23 protein-coding genes are annotated in these 21087 nt (G+C 72.4%); 10 read left to right on the top strand and 13 right to left on the bottom strand.

Annotated features, from left to right (window positions below):
• Nucleotides 1-37: 37 nt before the first annotated feature.
• Complete coding sequence (locus ACWDLG_RS20945; protein WP_354918704.1) at nucleotides 38-316, top strand: DUF6401 family natural product biosynthesis protein; 279 nt, start codon at nucleotides 38-40, stop codon at nucleotides 314-316.
• A gap of 41 nt (nucleotides 317-357) precedes the next feature.
• Here the strand turns inward: ACWDLG_RS20945 and ACWDLG_RS20940 are convergent, their stop codons facing one another.
• Both ACWDLG_RS20940 and pip read right to left on the bottom strand, forming a co-directional pair.
• Nucleotides 358-1311 (bottom strand): membrane protein, encoded by a 954-nt coding sequence (locus tag ACWDLG_RS20940; RefSeq protein WP_449922189.1) that lies wholly within the window; start codon nucleotides 1309-1311, stop codon nucleotides 358-360.
• A 94-nt stretch (nucleotides 1312-1405) separates the two neighbouring features.
• Nucleotides 1406-2353: a prolyl aminopeptidase gene (pip, locus tag ACWDLG_RS20935; RefSeq protein WP_449922188.1), complete on the bottom strand. Its 948-nt coding sequence runs from the start codon at nucleotides 2351-2353 to the stop codon at nucleotides 1406-1408.
• A gap of 48 nt (nucleotides 2354-2401) precedes the next feature.
• Here pip and ACWDLG_RS20930 point away from each other — a divergent pair, with 48 nt between their 5' ends.
• Entirely contained in the window at nucleotides 2402-2869 is a 468-nt protein-coding gene (locus ACWDLG_RS20930) for a MarR family transcriptional regulator (RefSeq protein WP_449922186.1), read from the top strand.
• A gap of 3 nt (nucleotides 2870-2872) precedes the next feature.
• Here the strand turns inward: ACWDLG_RS20930 and ACWDLG_RS20925 are convergent, their stop codons facing one another.
• Both ACWDLG_RS20925 and ACWDLG_RS20920 read right to left on the bottom strand, forming a co-directional pair.
• The gene (locus ACWDLG_RS20925; protein WP_449922184.1) at nucleotides 2873-3724 is read right to left on the bottom strand and encodes a LysR family transcriptional regulator; all 852 of its coding nucleotides are present in this window, start codon (nucleotides 3722-3724) and stop codon (nucleotides 2873-2875) included.
• A gap of 2 nt (nucleotides 3725-3726) precedes the next feature.
• Nucleotides 3727-5652, bottom strand: a complete 1926-nt coding sequence (locus ACWDLG_RS20920) for an outer membrane protein assembly factor BamB family protein (RefSeq protein WP_449922183.1) — start codon at nucleotides 5650-5652, stop codon at nucleotides 3727-3729.
• 358 nt (nucleotides 5653-6010) lie between these two features.
• Here ACWDLG_RS20920 and ACWDLG_RS20915 point away from each other — a divergent pair, with 358 nt between their 5' ends.
• Both ACWDLG_RS20915 and ACWDLG_RS20910 read left to right on the top strand, forming a co-directional pair.
• Nucleotides 6011-6700 carry a CTP synthase C-terminal region-related (seleno)protein gene (locus ACWDLG_RS20915; protein ID WP_449922182.1) on the top strand — a complete coding sequence of 230 codons (690 nt, stop codon included), beginning with the start codon at nucleotides 6011-6013 and terminating at the stop codon, nucleotides 6698-6700.
• Nucleotides 6701-6783: 83 nt separating this feature from the next.
• Nucleotides 6784-7422, top strand: a complete 639-nt coding sequence (locus tag ACWDLG_RS20910; protein WP_449922180.1) for a DsbA family oxidoreductase — start codon at nucleotides 6784-6786, stop codon at nucleotides 7420-7422.
• Nucleotides 7423-7572: 150 nt separating this feature from the next.
• Here ACWDLG_RS20910 and ACWDLG_RS20905 read toward each other — a convergent pair whose 3' ends face one another.
• Both ACWDLG_RS20905 and ACWDLG_RS20900 read right to left on the bottom strand, forming a co-directional pair.
• Nucleotides 7573-8019, bottom strand: coding sequence for an SRPBCC family protein (locus ACWDLG_RS20905; RefSeq protein WP_449922178.1), 447 nt, complete (start codon nucleotides 8017-8019; stop codon nucleotides 7573-7575).
• A 140-nt stretch (nucleotides 8020-8159) separates the two neighbouring features.
• Nucleotides 8160-9203, bottom strand: a complete 1044-nt coding sequence (locus ACWDLG_RS20900; RefSeq protein ID WP_449922177.1) for a winged helix DNA-binding domain-containing protein — start codon at nucleotides 9201-9203, stop codon at nucleotides 8160-8162.
• Nucleotides 9204-9687: 484 nt separating this feature from the next.
• On the opposite strand from ACWDLG_RS20900, the gene ACWDLG_RS20895 reads away from it, so the two are divergent.
• Nucleotides 9688-10110 carry a hypothetical protein gene (locus ACWDLG_RS20895; RefSeq protein ID WP_449922175.1) on the top strand — a complete coding sequence of 141 codons (423 nt, stop codon included), beginning with the start codon at nucleotides 9688-9690 and terminating at the stop codon, nucleotides 10108-10110.
• 124 nt (nucleotides 10111-10234) lie between these two features.
• Here the strand turns inward: ACWDLG_RS20895 and ACWDLG_RS20890 are convergent, their stop codons facing one another.
• Nucleotides 10235-10804 carry a TetR/AcrR family transcriptional regulator gene (locus ACWDLG_RS20890; protein WP_449922173.1) on the bottom strand — a complete coding sequence of 190 codons (570 nt, stop codon included), beginning with the start codon at nucleotides 10802-10804 and terminating at the stop codon, nucleotides 10235-10237.
• Nucleotides 10805-10866: 62 nt separating this feature from the next.
• Between ACWDLG_RS20890 and ACWDLG_RS20885 the strand changes: the two genes are divergently transcribed.
• Together ACWDLG_RS20885 and ACWDLG_RS20880 are read left to right on the top strand one after the other, a co-directional pair.
• Nucleotides 10867-11169: a pirin family protein gene (locus ACWDLG_RS20885; protein ID WP_449922819.1), complete on the top strand. Its 303-nt coding sequence runs from the start codon at nucleotides 10867-10869 to the stop codon at nucleotides 11167-11169.
• Nucleotides 11170-11379: 210 nt separating this feature from the next.
• Nucleotides 11380-12423 carry a glycerophosphodiester phosphodiesterase gene (locus ACWDLG_RS20880; protein ID WP_449922172.1) on the top strand — a complete coding sequence of 348 codons (1044 nt, stop codon included), beginning with the start codon at nucleotides 11380-11382 and terminating at the stop codon, nucleotides 12421-12423.
• A 196-nt stretch (nucleotides 12424-12619) separates the two neighbouring features.
• On the opposite strand, the gene ACWDLG_RS20875 is transcribed toward ACWDLG_RS20880, so the two are convergent.
• Genes ACWDLG_RS20875 through ACWDLG_RS20865 form a run of 3 tightly spaced genes read right to left on the bottom strand, consistent with a single transcriptional unit; the run spans nucleotide 12620 to nucleotide 14923 of the window.
• Nucleotides 12620-13261 (bottom strand): response regulator, encoded by a 642-nt coding sequence (locus ACWDLG_RS20875; RefSeq protein ID WP_449922170.1) that lies wholly within the window; start codon nucleotides 13259-13261, stop codon nucleotides 12620-12622.
• Entirely contained in the window at nucleotides 13252-14304 is a 1053-nt protein-coding gene (locus tag ACWDLG_RS20870; RefSeq protein WP_449922169.1) for a sensor histidine kinase, read from the bottom strand. The genes ACWDLG_RS20875 and ACWDLG_RS20870 overlap by 10 nt, the downstream gene beginning before the upstream one ends.
• Nucleotides 14288-14923 carry a DedA family protein gene (locus ACWDLG_RS20865; RefSeq protein WP_354918749.1) on the bottom strand — a complete coding sequence of 212 codons (636 nt, stop codon included), beginning with the start codon at nucleotides 14921-14923 and terminating at the stop codon, nucleotides 14288-14290. Before ACWDLG_RS20865 ends, ACWDLG_RS20870 begins: the two co-directional genes overlap by 17 nt.
• 102 nt (nucleotides 14924-15025) lie before the next feature.
• Between ACWDLG_RS20865 and ACWDLG_RS20860 the strand changes: the two genes are divergently transcribed.
• Both ACWDLG_RS20860 and ACWDLG_RS20855 read left to right on the top strand, forming a co-directional pair.
• Nucleotides 15026-17611 carry a DEAD/DEAH box helicase gene (locus ACWDLG_RS20860; RefSeq protein WP_449922167.1) on the top strand — a complete coding sequence of 862 codons (2586 nt, stop codon included), beginning with the start codon at nucleotides 15026-15028 and terminating at the stop codon, nucleotides 17609-17611.
• On the top strand, nucleotides 17608-18672 hold the full coding sequence (locus tag ACWDLG_RS20855; protein ID WP_449922165.1) for an SWIM zinc finger family protein: 1065 nt from the start codon (nucleotides 17608-17610) through the stop codon (nucleotides 18670-18672). The genes ACWDLG_RS20860 and ACWDLG_RS20855 overlap by 4 nt, the downstream gene beginning before the upstream one ends.
• A gap of 49 nt (nucleotides 18673-18721) precedes the next feature.
• Here ACWDLG_RS20855 and ACWDLG_RS20850 read toward each other — a convergent pair whose 3' ends face one another.
• The 3 genes from ACWDLG_RS20850 to ACWDLG_RS20840 all read right to left on the bottom strand — a co-directional run bounded on the left by ACWDLG_RS20850 (nucleotide 18722) and on the right by ACWDLG_RS20840 (nucleotide 20782).
• On the bottom strand, nucleotides 18722-19477 hold the full coding sequence (locus ACWDLG_RS20850; protein WP_449922163.1) for a nucleotidyltransferase domain-containing protein: 756 nt from the start codon (nucleotides 19475-19477) through the stop codon (nucleotides 18722-18724).
• 163 nt (nucleotides 19478-19640) lie between these two features.
• Complete coding sequence (locus ACWDLG_RS20845) at nucleotides 19641-20267, bottom strand: pentapeptide repeat-containing protein (protein WP_449922161.1); 627 nt, start codon at nucleotides 20265-20267, stop codon at nucleotides 19641-19643.
• 35 nt (nucleotides 20268-20302) lie between these two features.
• A complete protein-coding gene (locus ACWDLG_RS20840; protein ID WP_449922159.1) occupies nucleotides 20303-20782 on the bottom strand; it encodes a MarR family winged helix-turn-helix transcriptional regulator in 480 nt (159 codons plus the stop codon).
• A gap of 76 nt (nucleotides 20783-20858) precedes the next feature.
• On the opposite strand from ACWDLG_RS20840, the gene ACWDLG_RS20835 reads away from it, so the two are divergent.
• Complete coding sequence (locus ACWDLG_RS20835; protein ID WP_449922157.1) at nucleotides 20859-21002, top strand: hypothetical protein; 144 nt, start codon at nucleotides 20859-20861, stop codon at nucleotides 21000-21002.
• Nucleotides 21003-21087 lie beyond the last annotated feature (85 nt).

Here is a 21087-nt window from a genome sequence, read left to right as displayed (position 1 = left end):
AACGACTTCGAGGCGTCTGGTGTCTGATCTTGCATGGGTGGAGCGGATCCGAGCGGATTTCGCGCATTGGGTGCTCGCACTGCCCGCCGAACATCCCGGCGTGGGGGCGCTCCTCGACCAGCACGTCGCCGCCGTACGGCACGCCATCCGCTCCATCGGCGAGCAGGTGGGCCACACGGCACTGCTCAGCTACCTGATCGGCTTCTGGGACGGCGCGCACGAGAAAGGGTGGCGGGCCCCCGAGCCCGGCCACCCTCTCGACTTCGCCACGCTGCGGATGAGCGCGGTGTGCCTGATGCTCTCCCCCGCGACCTGACGCTTCTCCGTCCACCTCGTCGGGAGGGCGCGGGCACCGGCTCACCTCGGCGGCGGCTCACCGGGGCCTGGCCGGTATCCGCCGGCCTCACCAGGGCGTGACTCGTAGCCGCCGGCCTCGCCCGGCCGTGGCGGGTAACCCCCGGCCTCGCCTGGGCGTGACTCGTAGCCCCCGGCCTCGCCCGGACGTGACTGGTAGCCGCCGCCCTGTGCCGGCTGGGCCGATCCCGGCGCTCCGGCCCGCGCCGGGGCCGGAGCGGTCGCGGGTGCCTCCGCCCCCGCCATGGCGTCCCGGCGTCCGCGGTCGTAGGCCGCCGTCTCGGTGCGGATGGCGTTGGTCTCCGCCTCGGCCCTGCTCAGCCACGCCTCCCAGCGCTGCTGCATCGGTTTGACCAAGCCGCCGCCGAGGCCGACGATCAGGACGCCGGCCACCGCCGCCAGGAACGCGATCAGCACCGGCATGGTGACCGTGGTGGCGATCTCGATCTGGTTGAGCGCGGCGATCACGCCGAGGGCGATGATGAACACCTGCGCGATCGTGGCGAGCAGCCTGCCGTACGACAGGCCGCCCAGCGCGGCGCTGACGACGTCCTTGACCGCCCTGGCGATCGCCGTGGCCACGACGATGATGATGATCGCGACCGCGGCCTTGGGCAGCCAGGCCACCACGCCGCCGAGGAGCGCGCTGATCGGGTTCGGCCCGAACACCGAGAACGAGATCTGCAACGTGATCAGCAGCACCGCGTAGTACACGAGCTTGGCGATGAGGTCCGACGCGTCGTAGCGGCTGCGTTCCATCATCCGGCCGACGCCGCCGCGCTCGACCCAGCGGTCGAACCCGATGCGCGTCAGCCCCTTGTCGACGATCTTGTACAGCAGCTTGGCGATAACCCAGCCGACCAGCAGGATCACCAGGAACGCGACGAACTTGGGAACGAAGCTGGCGGTCGCCGTCCAGGCGTCGACCAGCCCTCTTCTCCAATCGTCAGGATTCATGGCTCAGGTTCCCCCCTCCAGCCTTGTCCAGCCTGGCACGGGACCCCTGCCCCTTTACCTGGTGACTATGCGCGACCTGCGGTGACGCCCGGCGTCAGCGGGCGAAGCCGGCTACCGCCGCGAGAATCTCCTCACGCATGGTGTCGCTGCCGGTGTGCCCGGAGTCGTCGACCACCACGAGCCTGGCGTCGGGCCACGCCTGGGCCAGTTCCCACGCGGTCCCCAGCGGCGACCCCAGGTCGAAGCGGCCGTGGATGAGCACGCCCGGGATTCCGGCCAGCCGGTGCGCCTCACGCAGGAGGACGCCCTCCTCCAGCCAGGCGTCATTGGCGAAGTAGTGCGCGCAGATCCTGGTGAACGCCGCCAGCTCGGCGGGGGGTCGGTCGCTGTAGGCGTTCGGCTTGCCGTTGGTCTCCAGGGAGATCACCGTGTCCTCCCACGTGGCCCAGTCGTTGGTGGCCTTGGCCCGCACGTCGGGGTCGGGGTCGGCCATCAGCCGCGCGTAGGCCGACAGCAGGTCGCCGTCGCGGTCGGCCTCCGGTACGCCCTCCCTGAAGCGCTGCCACTGCTCGGGGAAGAACGCGCCCACGCCCTTGTAGAGCCAGTCGGTCTCGGAGCGGCGGGTCGTCGTCACCGCGACGATGACCATCTCCGAGACGCGCTCCGGGTGCGCCTCAGCGTAGGCCAGCATGAGCGTCGAGCCCCACGAACCGCCGTACAGCAGCCATCGGTCGACGCCGAGATGCTCGCGCAGCCGCTCCATGTCCGCGATGAGATGGTGGGTGGTGTTGGTGGTCAGGTCCGTGGCCGGGTCGGCGGCGTGCGGCAGGCTCCGGCCGCAGTTGCGCTGGTCGAACAGGATGATCTTGTAGCGTTCCGGGTCGAAGGTGCGGCGATGGCCGGGCGTGCAGCCCGAGCCTGGCCCGCCGTGGACGACGAGCGCGGGTTTCCCCTCGGGGTTGCCGCAGACCTCCCAGTAGACGAGGTGGCCGTCGCCGGTGTCGAGGTGGCCGTGGTCGTAGGGCTCGATGGGGGGATACATGCCGGTCCTTTCCGTCAGAAAATACAACAGCACTGTTATATTAGGGCCATGGAACCACGCGAGGTGCTCGGCACGCGCCTGCGCCTGCTGCTCGACCTGCTCGACGACGGCGTGACGGCGCTCTACCCCCAGCTCGGCCTGGACGGCTTCCGCCCCCGCTACGCGCCGGTCCTCCGGCAACTCGCCCTCGAGGGTCCGAGCTCCATCCGCGACCTGGCCCGCGCCATCGGCGTCACCCACTCGGCCGCCAGCCAGACCGTCGCCCAGCTGGCCAGGGAGGAACTGGTCGGCCTCTCCCCCGGCGCCGACGCCCGCCAGCGGATCGTCCACCTCACCCCGAAGGCCGAGGCGCTGCTGCCCGCGATGGATGAGGAACGGCTGGCGACCGACGCCGCCGTGGCCGAACTCGAGGCCGAACTCCCCTACCCGCTCACCCGCCTGGTCGACGAGGCGCTGGAGGCGCTGCGCCGCCGTCCGATGCGGGAGCGGACCGGCGCGGCCGCCCGGCGCCGCTGACGCTCAGCGGAGAGCGGCCGCGACGTCGGCGGCCGGGCCCGGAGGCAGCGCGCCGTGCAGCAGCTCGACCCGGTGGGTGAGGCGGGGCGCGAGCACGGGGACGCCCCGGCCGGCCGAGGCGGGCAGCAAGGTCAGGCCGTGTCCCGCCTCGACCAGGTTGCGCACGGTGTGCACGTCGTCGCCGGTGTAGGCCAGGCCGGGGCGGAAGCCGTCGCCCAGCAGGTCGCGCAGCCGCTCGAGCGGGCACAGCGTGGTCTGCAGCCACACCGCGTCGACCAGGTCCGCCAGCCGCAGGCCCGGTCGGCCGGCGAGCGGATGGTCCGACGGGAGGGCGACGACCAGGTCCTCCTCCGCGACGCCCACCGCGGTCAGCGGGCCGACGTCCGGCAGGCGCAACGGGTCGCTGGGCGCGGCGATGCCGTCGATCATCCCCAGATCGGCGCGCCCGGCGGCGACGTCGGCCGCCACGGTGTCGCGGTCGACGGTGGCCAGCGTGAGGTCGAGGCGGGGGTGGGCGGCGCGGGCACGCGCCAGCCGTACGGCGATCGAGGCAGTGACGGCCAGCGGCGAGGCGGACACCGCCAGCCGGCGGGCGGGCCCGGCCGCCGCGCGGCGCACGTCCGCGCGCGCCGCCTCCACGCGCAGCAGCAGCGGGCCCGCGTGCTCCAGCAGCCGGACGCCCGCCTCGGTCGGCGCGACCGGACGGCGGTGCAGCAACGGCATGCCGAGATCGGCCTCCAGCGTGGCGATCTGCTGGGAGACCGCCGACTGGGTGTAGCCGAGCTCCTCGGCCGCCGCCGAGAACGACCCCCTGCGGGCGACGGCGACCAGAGTCCTGAGCAGGTGCGGGTCCATCCCTAGAGTGTGACGCGCACCAGGTTCCTCGCGCGCAGCGCGTACAGGGCACGGCCGTCGGGCGCGGCGGCCAGCAGCGGCTGGGTGCCGTAGGCCTGCGCGTCCAGCCCGTCGACCACGGTGGAGATCGTCATGGCCGACGGGTCCAGCCGGTAGATCGTCCTGCCGTCGGTGCCGTAGAGGCGGCCGTGCGTCTCCACGAGCGTGCCGCTGCGCGCCGCGCTCAGCGGCACCTGGACGGTGCGGGTCACCTTCCTGCGCCACGGGTCGAACTCGAAGAGCACGCCGGTGTCGGCGACGCCGTACAGCTTGCCGCGGTGGGCGACGAGGTCGGAGATCGACGTGGCGCCCTGTACCGGCACCAGCGACCAGCGGACCCGCTTGGTCCGCAGGTCGAAGGCGGCCAGCTGGGCCTCCTTCTCCACCGGGGTGGTGCCGAGGCCGCCGGCGATCTCACTGGCGACGTAGGCGGTGCCGAGCATGCTGGTGACCGAGCGGACGGACTGGTTCCTGACGACGTTCCTGAAGGTCTCGATCGTGTCGCGGCGCGGGTCGTAGAGGGCCAGGGCGCCGCCGTGCAGGCCGTACTCCGGCTGGGTGCCGACCAGCAGCCGCCCGGAGAGCGGGTCGTAGTGGGCGTCCAGCGGGCGGTTCTGCTCCTCGCCCACCCGGGTCAGGCGCCTGAGCCCGGTGCCGTCGGGCCGCATCCCGAACAGGTAGGCCAGCGTGTAGACCGACAGGTAGACCTGCCTGCCGACGACCGTCATCGCCTTGGCCTCGCCCGGCAGGAAGGTGCGTGTGCTCGCGCCGCCGGCCAGGTCGTGCACCTGGATGCCCGCCTTGCCGCTGACCAGCACCTGGTCACGGGTGGCGGTGACGGCCATCGGCAGCTCCGGCGCCGGCGGCATGCCGGCCTGCGTGAGGTCGACGCCGGTCAGCTCGCCCGTGGCCAGGTCGTACTCGACGACCGAGCTGGTGAGCACGCCCGTCACCTTGCCGCCGCCGACGAAGACGCGGTTGAACGCCGCCCCGTCGTACGGCACCGCCAGCCTGTCGAGCTTCGCGGTGTCACGGTCGTAGCGGTAGAGCGTCCCCGACGGCCTGGTGCCGAAGTAGACGTCGTTGTTGGGCGCGTCGATGCCGATGGCGGTGACGTAGGAGTCGCCAGGGGCGTCCACCAGCGTGTGGCGGGACGGGTCGGCGGTCTCCATCAGCATGAGGTCGCCCGTCGCCGACAGCCCGGCGGCCAGCAGGCCGCCCTCCAGCGCCAGCGTGGCGACGAAGGTGCGGTCGGCCAGCTCGGCCGGCAGGATCTCGCGCTTGGCGCCGGTGGCCCGGTCGATGGCGACGAGATGCGCCTTCGCGCCCACGCCCGCGTAGATGGTGGTCTCGTCGACGGCGATGCTGCGCACGTACTGCTCGCCCGGCACGACCTGGCCGAAGTCACGGGTCTGGCCGGTGGCCGGGTCGTATTCGACCACCCGCCCGCGCGGGTAGGTGCCCGCGTAGATCTTGCCGTCGGGGGCGGCGTCCAGGCACCAGATGAAGGGGTCAGGCTTGACGTCGGCGACCTTCGTGGCCGTGCCGGTGCGCGTGTCGACCTTGTGGATGTCGCCGGGGGTGTAGGTGCCGACGTACAGGTCGGTGCCGACGGCCGCCGCGGCCCAGGTACCCTCACCCGTCGGCAGCTCGGTCACCGAGCTCACCGTACGCCGGGCGGGGTTGTAGGCGCCGATCCGTGTCGGCGCGATGCCGCCGGTGCCCAGGTAGAGCCGGTCCCCGACGAACTCGGCCGCGCTGATGGAGGTGACCTCCGACGCGGGGCCCAGGTCCTCGACCACCGGCGCGGCGGCGGCCGGGGCGGGCACGCCCGACAGGGCGACGACCAGGGCCGTCGCCAGCGCGGCGGCGAACCGTGTCCTTCTCATCGATGTGCCTCTCGTGTGGTGCTCAGCAGGCATGGCGGTGCGGCCTTCCGACGATCTTGTAAGAGGGGGTGCCGGGGTCGTCGGTGGCCAGGCCGTCGAGGCTCTGGGCGACCGGGACCGGCTCGGTGACCGTGGAGGTCGACCAAGGCGGGGCGCATGTCGTGTTCCTCTCTGGAACCGAGCACAGCGAGGCCTGCCATATTACGGGCCGGGCCGATATTGGGCCATTCGTACCATGCACGGAATCGATCGAGCAAGCCCTGTCGCGATCACATACGCGCACACATCAGGAATGCTTATGGGTCCACCAGGAATCATCGTTGGCGCTTAACCACCCTCGCTCGCCAGGATGGGGGGCATGAGAATCGCCCTGGTCGGAGACCGGTCACCCAGCGTCCGCTCGCACGCCCGCATCCCTCAGATCCTCCAGTCGCTGCGCGAGCGGGAAGGGCTGGCACTTGACGCGTACTGGATTCCCACGCCCGACGCCACCGACCTGGAGGGCTTCGACGGCATCTGGGTACCGCCCGGCAGCCCGTACCGCAGCGAGGAAGGCGCGCTCAACGCCGCGCGCACCGCGCGCGTGCACGGCATCCCCTTCCTCGGCACCTGCGGCGGCTTCCAGCACGCCATGCTGGAGTACGCCAGAGGCGTTCTCGGCCTTGACGTGGCCCACGCCGAGAACGACCCTGCCGCCCGCGACTTCCTGCTGCTGCCGCTGGAATGCTCCCTGGCCGGCCACGAAGGCCTGGTACGGCTGGCCCCCGGCTCCCTCGTCGAGCAGATCATGGGCTCGTCCACCACCGTCGAGCGCTACAACTGCTCCTACGGGCTGAACGCCGACTACGAGCAGCGCCTCGTCGACGGCGGGCTGAGGTTCACCGGACGGGCCGACGACGGCGCGATCAGGGTGGCCGAGATCCCCGGCCACCCGTTCTTTCTGGCCACCCTCTTCCAGCCCGAGCTGCACGGCGACGGCTCCCGGCCGCACCCGGTCATCACCGCCTTCGCCACCGCCGTCAGCCGTGCCAAGGTGGCGGTGCGCTGACGGCACTTGATCTCAAGCGCGGTTGAGGTTGCAGGATCGCATCCATCCCGTGGAGTCATCCCGGTGCTGACGAAAGGATGGTCATGCGAGTCGAGATCTACGTCGACGTGCTGTGCCCCTGGTGCTACATCGGCAGGAGACGCGTCGCGGCGGCGCTGGCGGACATGGCCGAACGCGACCGGCTGGAGATCGTCTGGCGGAGCTTCGAGCTGGCGCCCGACGCGAGCCGGACGCCCGGCCAGTCGGCCGCCGAGGCGCTGGTCGAGTGGTGGGGCGAGCAGGCGCCCGCCAGAGCCGCCAGGATCAGGGCCGTCGGCGCCGCGGAAGGGCTGGACCTCGACCTGCACGCCGCCCGCCCGGTCAACACCTTCGACGCCCACCGGCTCAGCCACCTGGCCGCCCGCCACGGCCTGGCCGACCAGGCGATGGAGCGGCTGTTCCGCGCCTACCACACCGAAGGACGCAACGTGGCCGACCACACGGTGCTGGAACACCTGGGCGTGGAGACCGGGCTGGACGCGGACGAGGTGCGGGAGATGCTCGCCGGCGACGCCTACGCCGCAGAGGTCAGGGCCGACGAGCGCCGCGCCGCCGAGCTGGGCGTCACCGGGGTCCCCACCCTGGTGATCGACGGCGCGCCGCGCTTCTCCGGCGTCCAGCCGCCCGCCGTCCTGCGCGAACTGCTGGAGCGGGGCCTGGCACGCGAGACGGTTCGCGGGTAGGGCGAGGCCGTCCGGCGGGGCCGCCGCCTCTTCCCGGACGCACCGGTTCGCCGGGACGGGTCTGCTGGACGTGCGATTCGCCGGGGCTCGGCCCTCGGTCCCGGCGGGAGGTGCGCGGTCAAACGCGGGTCTTGGTGCGGCGGCCGGCGGCTAGGTCGTGCCGTTCCGCCCGGGAGAGCCGGTCACAGGGCGTGATCGCTGGGCCAGCCGGACCAGACGCAGCAGCGACCACCGCATGAACGCCCTGGCCACCGGGCGCACCAGCGTACCGAGCGGAAGCGACAGCTCCTCGGCCCAGACGAGCCGGCCGCCGACGATCCTGAAGACGCCCGTGCCGCGTACCAGCCGGCCCGTGTGCCTGACCGCGACCGTCGTGGGCGGCTCCCACCGGGTGACGACCATCGTGTCGAGAAAGCCCACCCGCCAGAGCCCGGTGAAGGCGGCCAGCTCAGCGCCCACGCCATGGCCGTCACCCGAGACGGCGCGGGCGGTGGTGAGGACCATCCACTCCCGGTGCCGCGGCCAGTCGGTGAGCACCTGGAACAGGCGCTCGGCGGGCACCGTCGTCGGCACGGCGACGGTCATGCGGGTCGACATGATCCCTACACTACGGGCGACGCGACGCCTGGCGGGACGCCCGCGCGGCCTGGGGGCGGCGGGATGCTCGGGGGTGGCTGAACACTGGCGCCCCACTGACTCGCTTGCGGGTCACCGGTGGGCAGCCGCTCAGTCGAAGCTCAGTCGAAGCTGACGGCGGGCGGCTTGCCCGGCTCGGCGAAGGCGAGGAGCGCGACGGCCTCGGCCTCGATCTCCTCGCGCTGGGCAGCGGTCAGCGGCCCGAACGGCGAGACGGTGACCGCGGCCTTGTCACGCTTCCAGATGCCGTGGACGTAGCCGTCGACCAGGACGGTGCCGTGGACCTGGCCGTTGATCGTGATGACGCGCTTGCGGTGCTCGTCGGAGATGACCCTGGTGCGGTCGGCGTGGCCGAGCACGAGGTTGTCGAAGGGGGCGACCAGGCGCACGGGGGCCGGGGTGTCCTCCACGGGACGCGGCGCGTCGGGCAGGTCCAGCACGCCGCCGCCCAGATCGACCAGGTCGAGCCGGGCGGCGGCCGCGCGCAACCCGGTGAGCCCCGACCAGGCCTGCATGTCGGCCACCGTGGCCGGGCCGAACGCGGCCAGGTAGCGCCGTAACAGCTGGTCGAGCGCGGGCTCGGGGTCGAGGTCACGGCCCAGCCATGCCTCCACCGGGGTCAGGACGGCATCGCCCGCCCTGCCCCACACCCCGCGCGGCGGCACCTGGACCATGGGCAGCAGAGACCGAAGGATCACCGGCAGGTCGCCGGGCGCGGCGTCGGGGAAGCGCTCGGCCAGCAACGGGGTCATGGCCTTCACCGACAGCGGCCGCTCGGTCAGCAGCGCCCGGCCGGCCGCCACGACGGCGTCGCGGTCGACGCCGTCGACCCGCCTGGCCGCCAGGGCACGGGTGAGCATGGGCTGGATGAGCGGCCTGATGGCCAGGCAGTCGCGGGCGCTGACCAGGTGGACGGTGCCGCGCATGAGCGTGATGCGCACGACCTGCCGGCTGACCAGCAGCTCCGACAGCTCCTGCGGCTGGAAGCTCGCCATGCGCGACCAGAGCCCGAAGTAGGGCGGGAGGGGCGCCTGGGCCTGCAGTCCGACCAGGTGCTCGATGACCTCCATGGGGTTCATCGCATGCCGGCGCAGGAGCAGCTGCCTGGCAAGGGTGGCGCGGTTGAGCGCCCGCTGGCTGATCACGGCACCCACCCTAGGGCGAGCCACCGACATTCCATCAGCCGCGACCGGCCGACGGTGACACCCGCGCTTCGATCGGGGGGCCGGCCAGGACACGGCGAAAGGCAGGCAACTGTGTGAGCGGGTCCCCTCAGTGTTGACGCCTCCGAAGCCCTGCGTTCGACTGAACATCTTGAGCGGTGCGCTCGGTGACGCAGGCCGGCCACCTGGGGTCGGACTGGACGTGGCGTGAGCCGCCGGGTCCGAGGTGTTCGCGCGACGCAACCGAGAGGCGTCATCGGGCCTTGGCACGCGGACAGCGAACCGGGAGCGGCCGGGGTCTGGGCCGGGAATGTGGTCGGCGTCGAAGAATGGACCCGGGGGTCGTGCCGGGCGTGGCCTCAACCGCCGGCCGGGTGTGGCCTCGCCCGGCGGTTGCGGGAGACGCAGGCCACCGGCAAGACTCTCGGTGATCGTGATGGGCGGTCCACGAACTGGCCGAGGAAACATGAGCCGCGACGTCATCATCAGCCTGCAGTTCGAGCGCGACGTGGACTTCGAGGAAATCCTCGACCGGCTCGCCCGGGCGGGCTGGGAGTTCCTCCGTGACGAAGACTCCGTCTGGTACATGGTCGGCTTCGACTGGAAGGATCTGCCGCTGGAAGGCCTGGCCGAGGCGAGACGCGAGATGCGGGCCTCCTACGAGGCCGGAGAAACGGTAGGCGTGACCGCCAGGCTGCCCGACGGCGGCTTCTTCGCGAACGTGATGTTCCACGAGGACAGGGCGTCGGTCTCGCTGATTCCCCTGCTGGAGTACCGCACCTTCGCGCGCGTGCCCGAGTTCGTCGATCTGGGGTGGTACGTCGAGAGCTTCCTGGCGCCTTGTCGGGATCTCCGGATCGTGCGAACGGAGGCGAGCGACCAGCGGTGAGCGCAAGGGCCTCGACGCCGGCCCCGGTCACGTTCGTCACCGCCGGAGCGAGCGCCTGCGCCTGTCCAGCGCGCCTGCCGACCGTGCACCGGTGCCGTGGAAGGGGCAAGGGGGCGGTGGGGTGTCAGGCCGAAGGCCAGTGTCTGAGGGCGACGTCGAGGGCGTCCAGGGTTCTGGACCACGAGGTGTCCACCGCGCGCGGGTGGCGGTCGAACCGGCCCGAGGTCTCCAGGGACACGTATCCGTGGAGCGTGCTGTGCAGCATCCGTACCGCGTCCGTCTGGTCGGGGTCCGACAGGTCGTAACCGCGCAGCATCGCCCGCGTCATCTGCGCGTGCCGGGCTGCCGCGCGGGTGGCCGAGGTCTCCGGGTCGAGCTCGATCTGGGCCGCGGCGTACCTTCCCGGATGTTCCTTCGCGTAGTCCCGGTAGGCGTTGGCGAAGGCCACCAGCGCGTCCTTGCCCGCGCGGCCGGCCAGCGCGGCGCCGACCCTGTCGGCGAGCTCCGTCAGGGCCAGCTCGGCCACCCGTACCCGCAGGTCCTGCGCGTCCTTGATGTGCGTGTACAGCGCTGCGGGCTGGACGCCGAACCCGCGGGCGAGCGCCGAGACGGTCACGTTCTGGAAGCCGATCTCGTCGGCCAGGTCCGCCGCCGCCCGGGTCAGGCGCTCCGCGGTGACTCCCGCGCGTGGCATCTGCCGCCTTCCTCGCTCACTCAGCGGGTCTCCCCGCCCATGACACCGCTCACCGGGCGTGACTGACATCCACGCGTCCTTCGTCGCCCGCTCCAGGAACGAGACCAAGCGTCTCACCTTTCCCAAGACTTCACCGACAGCGCTCCCGGCCTGGTGGGCGGCGCGCAGCAGGCCGCGGGGGGGCGGGCGACCGGTTCGCGACCACGGATGACTGGCTGGAGTCTCGGCGCTCGTTCTCGTTCGGGCCGCACGACGACCCGGCGGACGTCGGGTTCGGGTTCCTGCTCGCGCACAACGACGAGACGCTTCCCCCTGGCACCGGCTTCGCGACGCACCCACACCAGGACCTGGAGATCGTCACCTGAGTACTGCGGGGCTCGCCGGCAACGGGCGGCGGTCGCAATGGCGATCCGCTGGCCGGTACCAGCGACGACCGCGGCTCCGGCAGGCGCTCATGCGAACGCCGAAAGTCACGATGAGCCGGTTTTGAGCGGCACGGCTCCTCACCGAACCTTCGTCTCACGATCACCTCCCGTACGGCCGGCCGCCTCGGTGATCGTCGATACTCGTGGCCCATGAGCAGATCGCGCGTGGTCACGGTTGCCACGATCTTCGGTGCCGCGCTCGCGGCGTTGCCCGGGGCGGCCGACGCGGACAGGCGCCCCTTCGACTTGCAGGCTCACCGAGGCGGGCTGGGGCTGGTGGTGGAGGCCACTCTGCCCGCGTTCGCCAACGCGCTCGAGCTGGGTGTCAGCACGTTGGAGCTCGACGTGCAGATCACCGAGGACGGCCAGGCGGTCGTCACTCACGACCGGAGGATCAGCAACAGGAAGTGCAGGGATACCGCGCCTGCCGTGCCGGGCGATCCCGAGTTCCCCTATGTCGGCAAGTACATCAACACGCTGACCCTCGAGCAGGTCAGGACGATGGACTGCGGCTCCATGACGCTGCCGGAGTTCCCGGGCCAGCGGCCGGTTCCCGGTGCCAGGATGGCGACCCTGCGCGAGGTGTTCGAGCTGGTGGACCGCTATCGCGCGCGTCGCGTCATGCTCAATGTCGAGACCAAGGTCGAGGCCGGCGCGCCGCATGAGACGGCGCCGAGGGAGCAGTTCGTGCAGGTGACGCTGGCGGAGATCCGGCGGGCCGGGCTCATGCGGCAGGTCACCATCCAGAGTTTCGACTGGGGCGCGTTGATGCGGGTGCGCGAGGTCGAGCCGCGGCTGCCGATCGTAGCCCTGACCAACCGCGACTTCCTGCAGACCGGGAAGCCGGGGGCCTCACCCTGGCTTGGTGGCATCGACATCGACGATTTCGGCGGGGACCCGCTCAAGGCGATCAAGTCGTTCGGCGCTGACGCCTTTTCGCCGGTGCACGGGTTCCCGCAGAACGGAAGGGTGACGGACCCGGGCTACCAGCCGTACGTCACCAGGGAGATGGTGGATCAGGCGCACGGTCTGGGCATCAAGGTGATTCCATGGACCGTCGACGACGAGCCCACCTTGAACAAGCTCGTCGACGACGGGGTGGACGGGATCATCACCGACTACCCGGACCGGCTGCGGCAGATCATGGCCGAGCGCGGCTTCAAGCTGCCCAAGCAATACCGACCCAAGCCGTGATGAACTCGCGGCGAGAGCCTGACAGTCGCGCGGGGCGAACGAACCGGCCCGCGCCCTCGCCACGGGTGAGGCTGAATCGCCGGAGCCAAGGACGGCACTCCTGCAGGAGGGCAGCCGGTCTCCGTCGGCCGGTGCGCCTTCGATGGAGGCGAACCGGCCGTGGTGGCGGACGTGCAGACCTTGACCTTGTCTGCCCTCAGGACAGGAAGCGCAGCACCGCCAGGACGCGGCGGCTGTAGCCGGTGGTGTGGGACAGGCCGAGCTTGTCGAAGACCGCGTTGACATGTTTCTCGACCGCGCTCTGCGACACGTACAGCGCCTCGGCGATGGAGGCGTTGGTGTAGCCCTGCGCCATGTGCTCGAGCACCTCGCGCTCGCGCGGGGTCAGCCTGGTCAGCGGGTCGGTCTGGGTCGTGCGGGCCAGCAGCTGCCGTACCACCTCGGGGTCGAAGGCCGCGCCTCCGGCGCCGACGCGCTCGAGGGCGTCGAGGAAGTCGGCGACCTGAGCCACCCTGTCCTTCAGCAGGTAGCCGACGCCGGACACGTCGCCGGTCATCAGCTCGGTGGCGTACTTCTTCTCCACGTACTGCGACAGCACCAGCACCTTGACCTCCGGCCGGCGGTGCCTGATCTCCAGTGCGGCGCGCAGCCCCTCGTCGGTGTGGGTGGGCGGCATGCGCACGTCCACCACCACGATGTCGGGCCGGTCGGCCTCGACCGCCGTGACGAGGGCGGCGCCGTCGCCGACCGCGGCGACGACGTCGTGTCCCTCCTCGGCGAGCAGCCTGGCCAGGCCCTCGCGCAGCAGCGTGGAGTCGTCGGCGAGCATCACCCGCATGGCAGCTCCGCCCGGATCACGGTGGGCCCGCCGGCGGGGCTGGAGACGGCGAAGGAGCCGTCGAGCGCGGCGACCCTGCGCGCCAGGCCGGACAGTCCGCCGCCCGCCGGGTCGGCGTCGCCCTTGCCGTCGTCCTCGATGTTCACGGCGATGATTGTCCCATCGGCGCGCACGTCGACGGTGATCAGGTCCGCCTCGGCGTGCTTGGCCGCGTTGGTGACCGCCTCGCACACCACGAAGTAGGCGGCCGTCTCCACCGCGCGCGGTGGCCGCCGGTCGAGCTCGCAGGTCACCTTCACCGGTACGGCCGAGCGGTCGGCGACGGCGGCCAGCGCCTCGCCCAGGCCGAGGGCGTCGAGACCGCTCGGGTAGACCCGCCAGGCCACCTCGCGCAGCTCCGCGAGGGCCTGCTGGGCCTCCTCGTGCGCCTGCGCCAGCAGTTCGGGGCGTCCGCGGCGGGCCCTGCCGATCACCATGGCCAGCGCGACGAGCCGCTGCTGCAGACCGTCGTGCAGGTCCCGCTCGATGCGGCGGCGCTCGGCGTCCACGGCGGTCAGGACGCCGGCGCGGGTCTCGGCCAGCTCGGCGATCCTGCGTTCGAGCGCCTCGGTGGAGTGCGGGCCGAGGGTGCGCAGGGCGAGCCGCCGTTCGACGGCCTGCACGCCCACGAGGCCCGACAGGTCGAGGAAGAGCAGCACCAGTCCCGCGACCAGGAAGTAGGCCAGCAGGCCGGGGGTCATGCGCATGCCGTCGAACGCCTCGCCGTGGCCCCAGGCCCACAGCACCTGGATTCCCACGTCGAGGCCGATGACGAGCAGGGCGACGACGATGCCGCCGAGGATTCCGAGGGGCAGCCGCAGGGCCAGGAAACGCAGGGCCTGACCGCGCGAGAAGTCGCCCACCCGCACGTCCAGCCTGCGCGCCTCCGTCGCCGCGACCCGGGCGAGCGCGGCGCCCATGCGGGGGTGGGCGAGCACGGGGAGCGCGATCAGCTCGGCGACGGCGCTCAGCGCTCCCAGCGTGACCTTAGCGACGACTCGCATGCCGGCCCTTGCGCCGCTCGGCCAGCCGTACGCCGACGAAGACGAGCACGGCGAGCACCACCGCGCCGATGACAAGGTTGGTGCCGATGCCGACGTAGCCCTCGACGAGCGACCAGTTCTCCCCGAGGACGTAGCCCGCCAGCACGAAGATCGTGTTCCAGATCGCGCTGCCGAGCGTGGTGAACGCCAGGAAGACGCCCAGCGGCATGCGCTCGACCCCGGCCGGGATGGAGATCATGCTGCGGAAGATGGGGATCATCCGCCCGAAGAACACCGTTTTCACGCCGTGCTTGGCGAACCATTCCTCGGTCTTCTCGATGTCGGAGACCTTCACCAGCGGCAGCCGTTGGGCGATCGCGACCACCCTGTCCCTGCCGAGCAGCGCGCCGACCAGGTAGAGCGCGAGCGCGCCGACGACCGAGCCTGCCGTCGTCCACACCAGCGCCTCGATCAGGCCCATGCCGCCCTGTGCCGCGGTGAACCCGGCCAGCGGGAGGATCACCTCGCTCGGCAGCGGGGGGAAGAGGTTCTCCAGCGCGATGGCGATGCCCGCGCCGGGCGCGCCAAGGGTCTCCATGAGGCCTGTCGCCCAACCGGCGATTCCGTTCTCAGCAGTCATGCCTCAGAGCCTATGAGTGATCGAATATGCCCAGAATGAGGGCAACTGCCGAAATGCGGCTGCGGTAAACCACAGCTACGCCGTACGGTACGCTGTACGGCTATGCGGGAACTCCTTCGGCACACGGCCGTCTTCGAACCGGGCGACCCGCCCAGGGCAGCAACCGTGGCCTTCCTCGACCCGGCGGGCGACGAGAGAGTCACGATCGCGGAGCCGGAAGGGCCTCGTGAAACTCCGGTCACCCGCGTTCCCGTCACCGAGGCGGTCGCGCTGCTCAGCAGGGCCCGCACCGACCAGAGTGCCGACCCCGCCACCCGGTTCTGGGGTGCCGTGGCGCTGCTGGCGCTCCAGATCGTCGCCAAGGGCCGCATCAGGCCCGGCGTGAGCGCGGGCGACCACGCCGCGTGGCGGGCCGGCCCCCTGGACGCCGCCGACCTGGCCAAGGTCAGGGAGCTGGCCGACGCGATGCCCGCCACGGCGCGGGCCGTCCCCCTGCCGTCGGCCCCGGGCCTGCTGCCCGACGCCGAGGGCCTGGTCCGCGCCTTCCTCGACGCCGTCGCCGACGGCATGCCCCGCTCCCCAGGCGCCGTGCGCGCGGTGGGCGTGCCCGCCTACTCGGCCGCCAAGCCGGTCAAGACGCCACAGCTGAGGGCATGGGCGGCCGACCCCGGCGTACGGCTGTCGCTGCGGGTGGAGACCGCCGGCGCCGACCACGCCGCCTTCCGCGCGGTCGTACAGCTGCACGGCATCGCCGACCCCGCGCTGGTCGTGGACGCCGCCGAGCTCTGGGCGGGCCGCGACCAGGGGCTCGGCCCCCGCGCCAAGGTCGACGCGGTGGTCGAGCTGCGCAGGGCGGCCCGGCGGTGGCCGCCGCTGGAGCGGCTGCTCGACGCCGAGGTTCCCGACGAGCTCGAGCTGTCCGACGAGGAGGTGTCCGGCCTGCTGTCCGGCGCGGCCACCGGCATCGACGTGCACTGGCCACGCGACCTGGTGCGCGGCGTCAGCGCGAGAGCGGTCGTCGGCGGCGAGTCCAGCGGGCTGTTCCGCTTCGACTGGCGGCTGCGGCTGGGCGACGACGAGCTGACCGAAGCCGAGATGGACCGGCTGGCCGAGGCCCACCGCCCCGTCGTACGGCTGCGCGACCAGTGGGTGCTCATCGACCCCGAGCTGGCCCGCAAGGCCAGGAACCGGGAGATGAAACCGCTCACCGGCATCGAGGCCCTCGGTGCCGCCCTCACCGGCACGGCGCTGGTGGAGGACGAGGAGGTGGCGGTCTCCCCCGGTCCGGTGCTGGAGGAGCTGCGCGGCAGGCTGGTCGCCGATCCCGTCGACCCGCCCGAAGGGCTGGCCGCGACGCTGCGCGACTACCAGCTGGCGGGCCTGCGGTGGCTGGCCCAGATGACCTCCCTGGGTCTCGGCGGCTGCCTGGCCGACGACATGGGCCTCGGCAAGACGATCACGCTGATCGCGCTCCACCTGCACAGGAACAGCGGGCCGACGCTGGTCGTCTGCCCCGCCTCGCTGCTGGGCAACTGGGAGCGGGAGATCGCCAGGTTCGCCCCCGGCGTCCCGGTCCGCCGCTACCACGGCGCCCAGCGCACGCTGGCCGACACCGGGTTCGTGCTCACCACCTACGGCACCATGCGCGTCGACGCCGCCGTGCTCGCCGAGCACACCTGGGACCTGGTCGTGGCCGACGAGGCCCAGCACGTCAAGAACCACCGATCGGGCACCGCCAAGGCGCTGCGCGAGATCCCCTCGGCCGCGCGCGTCGCGCTGACCGGCACGCCGGTGGAGAACACGCTGTCGGAGCTGTGGGCGATCCTCGACTGGACCACGCCGGGGCTGCTCGGCCCGCTCGCGCGCTTCCGTACGCGCTGGGAGCCGCGGCCCGAACGGCTCGGCCGCCTGGTCGCGCCCTTCCTGCTGCGCCGCCGCAAGTCCGATCCCGGCATCGCGCCCGAGCTGCCGCCCAAGACCGAGACCGACCGGCCCGTCTCGCTCACCAGGGAGCAGGCCGGGCTCTACGAGGCGACGGTGCGCGAGCTGATGGCCTCCATCGCGGCGGCCGACGGCATGGCCAGGCGCGGCCTCATCGTCAAGCTGCTGACGAGCCTCAAACAGATCTGCAACCATCCCGCCCAGTTCCTGCACGAGAAGGACCCCGTGCTGGACGGCCGCTCGGGCAAGCTCGAGCTCCTCGAAGAGCTGCTGGAGACCATCCTCGCCGAGGACGGCGCGGTGCTGGTCTTCACCCAGTACGTCACCATGGCCCGGCTCCTGGAGCGTTTCCTCGCCGCAAGGGGCATCGCCACCCAGCTGCTTCACGGCGGCACCTCCGTGGCCCGGCGGGAGGAGATGGTCAGGCGCTTCCAGGACGGCGAGGCCCCCGTCTTCCTGCTCTCGCTCAAGGCCGCGGGCACCGGGCTCAACCTCACCCGCGCCGACCACGTCATCCACTTCGACCGCTGGTGGAACCCCGCCGTCGAGGACCAGGCCACCGACCGGGCCTACCGCATCGGCCAGACCAGGCCCGTCCAGGTGCACCGGCTCATCGCCGAGGGCACCGTCGAGGACCGGATCGCGACCATGCTGGAGACCAAGCGGTCGCTGGCCGAGGCCGTGCTGTCCAACGACTTCACCGAACTGACCGACGCGGACCTGCTCAACCTCGTGGAGCTGCGATGACCGCCGCCAAGGGATTCCCCGCCTTCGCCCCGCAGCGCGCCGGCGCCCGCTTCGCCACCTCGTGGTGGGGCAGGGCCTGGCTCAAGGCGCTGGAGGACACCTCGCTCGACCACACCCTGCTCGCCAAGGGCCGCGCCTACGCCAAGACCGGCCAGCTCGGCCCCATCACCGTCAGCTCCGGCCGGCTCGCCGCGATGGCCGAAGGCGAGTACGCCGCGGTCGTGCACGTGGCACCCGTGGCGGCGGGATTCGTCGAGCAGATCGCCGCCAAGGCGGGCCATCTGGCCGCGCTGCTCGACGGCGACCTGCCGTACGACCTGGTGGAGCTCCTTCCTGGAGTCGGCGACCTCGAGCCCGAGTGCGACTGCCCCGACTGGGGGCACCCGTGCAAGCACGCCGCCGCGCTGTGCTACCAGGCCTCGTGGCTGCTCGACCGCGACCCGTTCCTGCTGATGCTGATGCGCGGCCTCGACAAGGACGACCTGATCGCCTCGCTCCAGCGGGCCACCGCGCCGACCGGCACCCCCGTCGCCGAGGCCTACGCGCACGGCATCCCGCCGCTGCCGTCCTTCGCGACCGCCGAGCCGCTCGACGCGCTGCCCGCCCCGGAGCCCCTGGAGGTGGAGCCCGCGCCGGGCATCGACCCCGCTGCGCTGCGGGTGCTGGCCGCCGACGCGGCGCTGCGCGCCCGCGAGCTGCTGGTGTCGGGGGCCGCCGCGGTGCTCACCGAGTTCCAGGACCGGGTACGGCTGGCCGCCACCCACGACCTCGACATCGGCAGCCCGGCCGCCGTCCGGTCATGGCGGTACGGCGGCGCCGCCGCCCTCGACACGCTCGCCACGACGTGGACACCGCCCCGGCAGGCCGTCGCCCGCGCGCGACGTGACCTGCCCGGCTTCGCGGCGGTCCGCAACCGGTGGACCCTCGGCGGCGCTCAGGTCCGCTACGGCAGGGACGGCCGCTGGTACCCGTTCGTCGACGCGGACGGCGACTGGTTCCCCGCCGGCCCGCCAGAACCCGACCCCGCCGCCGCGCTGGCCGCCACCCAGGCCGCCGACTGACCTCGCACGGTGTCCGGTGTCCGTGTCCTGGCCGGATCGAACCCCGGGCTCACCGCTGGACGGCGGCGGCGAACAGCTTCCGCGCCGCCGCGACCGCCTGCCCGAGGGCGTCGGGCTCCGGCCGCAGTCCTGCCACGATCGCGTCGACGCCGCGCAGCCCGGCCCGCTGCAGGAGCCGCTTCTCGTTGGTGACCCACTCGCCGCGCGCCGCCAGCACCGCATGCGCCGTCTGCATGGCGGCGGTGGCCAGCGCCCCCGCGACCTCGGTGGACTGGCCGCGCGGGACGTACGCGGCCGCGGCGTACTGGACAGTCAGGTCCGCCCGGTCGCGCCACACCCGCGGGGCCGTCTCACGCAGGGCCTCCGGATAGCCGGGGCGGGGCAGCGTGCCGCGCAGGACGTCGTTGAGGGCGAGTTCGGCGACCACCAGATAGCTGGGGATGCCCGCGAGATGGAACATCAGCGGCTCCCAGCGGAAGCGGCCCTGCCGGGCCTCGGCGAGCTCGTGCTCGACGACGTCGAGGTCGCGGTAGTGGACGTCGACCCGGCGGCCGTCGATCGTGAACCAGGCTCCCCCGTTGAAGACGCCGCCGCCCCAGCCGCCGATCTCGGAGACCTCGCCGGGCCAGCCGACCGCGCGCAGATCGGCCGGGTCGAAACCGCCCCGGTAGTAGACGGCCAGGTCCCAGTCGCTGTCCGGGGTGTGGGTGCCCTGAGCGCGCGAGCCGCCGAGGGTGACGGCACGTACGGCGGGCAGGGCAGCGAGGCGGTCGGCGACCAGGGTGAGGAACATGTCGTCGGTCATGAGCGTCCGATCGGGTGAAGTGGATGACGGCGGTCGCGGGCACCCGGGACGGACGCCGGAGCAACGGCTCGGACGGCGTCGTGCGCAGGGGGTGCCGGTGTCGTCACTTCATGGCCCCGACCCTACCGAGCCGCCCGCCTCCTGCGGCAAGCGGTTTTCCCGCTCAGCCCTGGTCGCGGACGGTCAGCCCCAGGTTGGTGGCGAGCGTGACGGCCTGGACCGGGTCGATGACCGCCCCAGCGATCTCGGCGCCGAAGGGGTCGAGCGAGGACAGGTCACTGCCCCGCAGGTCGCAGCGGGTGAAGTCGGCCTTGCTCAGCCAGGCGCCCGACAGGTCGACGCCGCGCACCGTGGCCCCCGCGAAGCGGGCACCGGTCAGGTCGGCCTCACGCATCCGCACCCCGGTGAAGGACGCCTTGCGCAGGTCGGCGCCCGGCATCCCGACGAACGACCAGTCGCCTCCGTCGGCCTTCATCAGGTCGTGGGTGCAGCCGTCGAACATGCTGCCCACGAACTTGCACCTGGTGAACGTCGCGTCGAAGAACGACGACCGGGTGAAGGTGCAGTTGATGAAGCCGGTCTCCTCGTGGGTGGAGGCGTTGAAGCGGCAGCCGCGGAAGGTGCACTCGACGAACTCGGCTCCCCTGCTGACGGCTTCGGTCAGGTCGACGTCGACGAAGGCGACCCGCCGGTGCTGCTCGCCCGACAGGTCGCGGCTGTCCCAGTCGGCGGAGCGGACGGTGGAGTCGGTCGGCGGTGCCGGGACGCCGTGCTTGCGGTCAGCCGTCATGGGTCGAGAGCCTAGACGGGGGCGCCGACATTTCCTCATGCGCTCTGGCGGCCGGTTCCTCCTGCGGGACGCGGCTCGCCGCCCTGGAAGGCCGCGCGGACGGCATCGCCGACCTGACGGCGGATCGGGTCCCCGCCCGGGCCGAACAGCCGGTCGTCGACCTGGGCCACCGCCTCCTGAGCCGTCTGGAGCAGGCGGGAGCCGTCCGCCGTGACCTCGATGGCCGACGCGGACCCGGCGCGGGCGGTGTTGTCGCGGACCAGCCCGGCACCCGCCAGCACCTTCACGGCGGCGTGGACGCTCTGCACCGTCGTCCCGGACATCCGCGCCAGGTCGCTGAACGACACGCCGGGCATCATGGCGATGTGAGCCAGCAGCCCGAGCCTGCTGACGGTGAGGTCGAGCGGGGCCAGGACGGCGTTGAGCTCGGTCTCGATCTGCCGTGCCAGCGTCAGCAGCACGATGGAGGGACTGCTGGTGGGGGGCGGAGCGGGGCGGCCGTTCTCGATGGTCACCCCACCAGTCTCTCGCACCCGGCGCCTTCGGCTCGCTACGGCCCGTACGACGGAGCAGCCGGTCGACGACATCGGTGTGTCCACGCCCGAGCAGGCTGCCGAGATCGTCGGCTCCGCGCTGGTCGAGGCCCTTCTCGAGGCCCCCGACCAGGATGCCGGGCTCGCGGCCCTCCGTGCCCTCACCGCCGAGCTCGCCCGGGGCGTCCGTGGGGAAGGCTAGCGGCGGGGGGGGGGGGGGGGGGGCGGGGGGGGGGGGGCCCGGCGCCGGCTACGACCACCGCAGCATCACCCCGAACTACTCAAAC

The sequence above is a fragment of the Nonomuraea sp. NPDC003727 genome (assembly GCF_053586935.1).
Note: the sequence above shows the minus strand (reverse complement) of the source record. Positions and strands in the feature narration are given on the sequence as shown.

What these genes read in the sequence shown, in the direction of transcription:
- ACWDLG_RS20940 (WP_449922189.1), bottom strand. Translation starts at nt 1,311, where the DNA reads ATGAATCCTGACGATTGGAGAAGAGGGCTGGTCGACGCCTGGACGGCG.
- pip (WP_449922188.1), bottom strand. Translation starts at nt 2,353, where the DNA reads ATGTATCCCCCCATCGAGCCCTACGACCACGGCCACCTCGACACCGGC.
- ACWDLG_RS20930 (WP_449922186.1), top strand. Translation starts at nt 2,402, where the DNA reads ATGGAACCACGCGAGGTGCTCGGCACGCGCCTGCGCCTGCTGCTCGAC.
- ACWDLG_RS20925 (WP_449922184.1), bottom strand. Translation starts at nt 3,724, where the DNA reads ATGGACCCGCACCTGCTCAGGACTCTGGTCGCCGTCGCCCGCAGGGGG.
- ACWDLG_RS20920 (WP_449922183.1), bottom strand. Translation starts at nt 5,652, where the DNA reads ATGAGAAGGACACGGTTCGCCGCCGCGCTGGCGACGGCCCTGGTCGTC.
- ACWDLG_RS20915 (WP_449922182.1), top strand. Translation starts at nt 6,011, where the DNA reads ATGAGAATCGCCCTGGTCGGAGACCGGTCACCCAGCGTCCGCTCGCAC.
- ACWDLG_RS20910 (WP_449922180.1), top strand. Translation starts at nt 6,784, where the DNA reads ATGCGAGTCGAGATCTACGTCGACGTGCTGTGCCCCTGGTGCTACATC.
- ACWDLG_RS20905 (WP_449922178.1), bottom strand. Translation starts at nt 8,019, where the DNA reads ATGTCGACCCGCATGACCGTCGCCGTGCCGACGACGGTGCCCGCCGAG.
- ACWDLG_RS20895 (WP_449922175.1), top strand. Translation starts at nt 9,688, where the DNA reads ATGAGCCGCGACGTCATCATCAGCCTGCAGTTCGAGCGCGACGTGGAC.
- ACWDLG_RS20890 (WP_449922173.1), bottom strand. Translation starts at nt 10,804, where the DNA reads ATGCCACGCGCGGGAGTCACCGCGGAGCGCCTGACCCGGGCGGCGGCG.
- ACWDLG_RS20880 (WP_449922172.1), top strand. Translation starts at nt 11,380, where the DNA reads ATGAGCAGATCGCGCGTGGTCACGGTTGCCACGATCTTCGGTGCCGCG.
- ACWDLG_RS20875 (WP_449922170.1), bottom strand. Translation starts at nt 13,261, where the DNA reads ATGCGGGTGATGCTCGCCGACGACTCCACGCTGCTGCGCGAGGGCCTG.
- ACWDLG_RS20870 (WP_449922169.1), bottom strand. Translation starts at nt 14,304, where the DNA reads ATGCGAGTCGTCGCTAAGGTCACGCTGGGAGCGCTGAGCGCCGTCGCC.
- ACWDLG_RS20865 (WP_354918749.1), bottom strand. Translation starts at nt 14,923, where the DNA reads ATGACTGCTGAGAACGGAATCGCCGGTTGGGCGACAGGCCTCATGGAG.
- ACWDLG_RS20860 (WP_449922167.1), top strand. Translation starts at nt 15,026, where the DNA reads ATGCGGGAACTCCTTCGGCACACGGCCGTCTTCGAACCGGGCGACCCG.
- ACWDLG_RS20855 (WP_449922165.1), top strand. Translation starts at nt 17,608, where the DNA reads ATGACCGCCGCCAAGGGATTCCCCGCCTTCGCCCCGCAGCGCGCCGGC.
- ACWDLG_RS20850 (WP_449922163.1), bottom strand. Translation starts at nt 19,477, where the DNA reads ATGACCGACGACATGTTCCTCACCCTGGTCGCCGACCGCCTCGCTGCC.
- ACWDLG_RS20845 (WP_449922161.1), bottom strand. Translation starts at nt 20,267, where the DNA reads ATGACGGCTGACCGCAAGCACGGCGTCCCGGCACCGCCGACCGACTCC.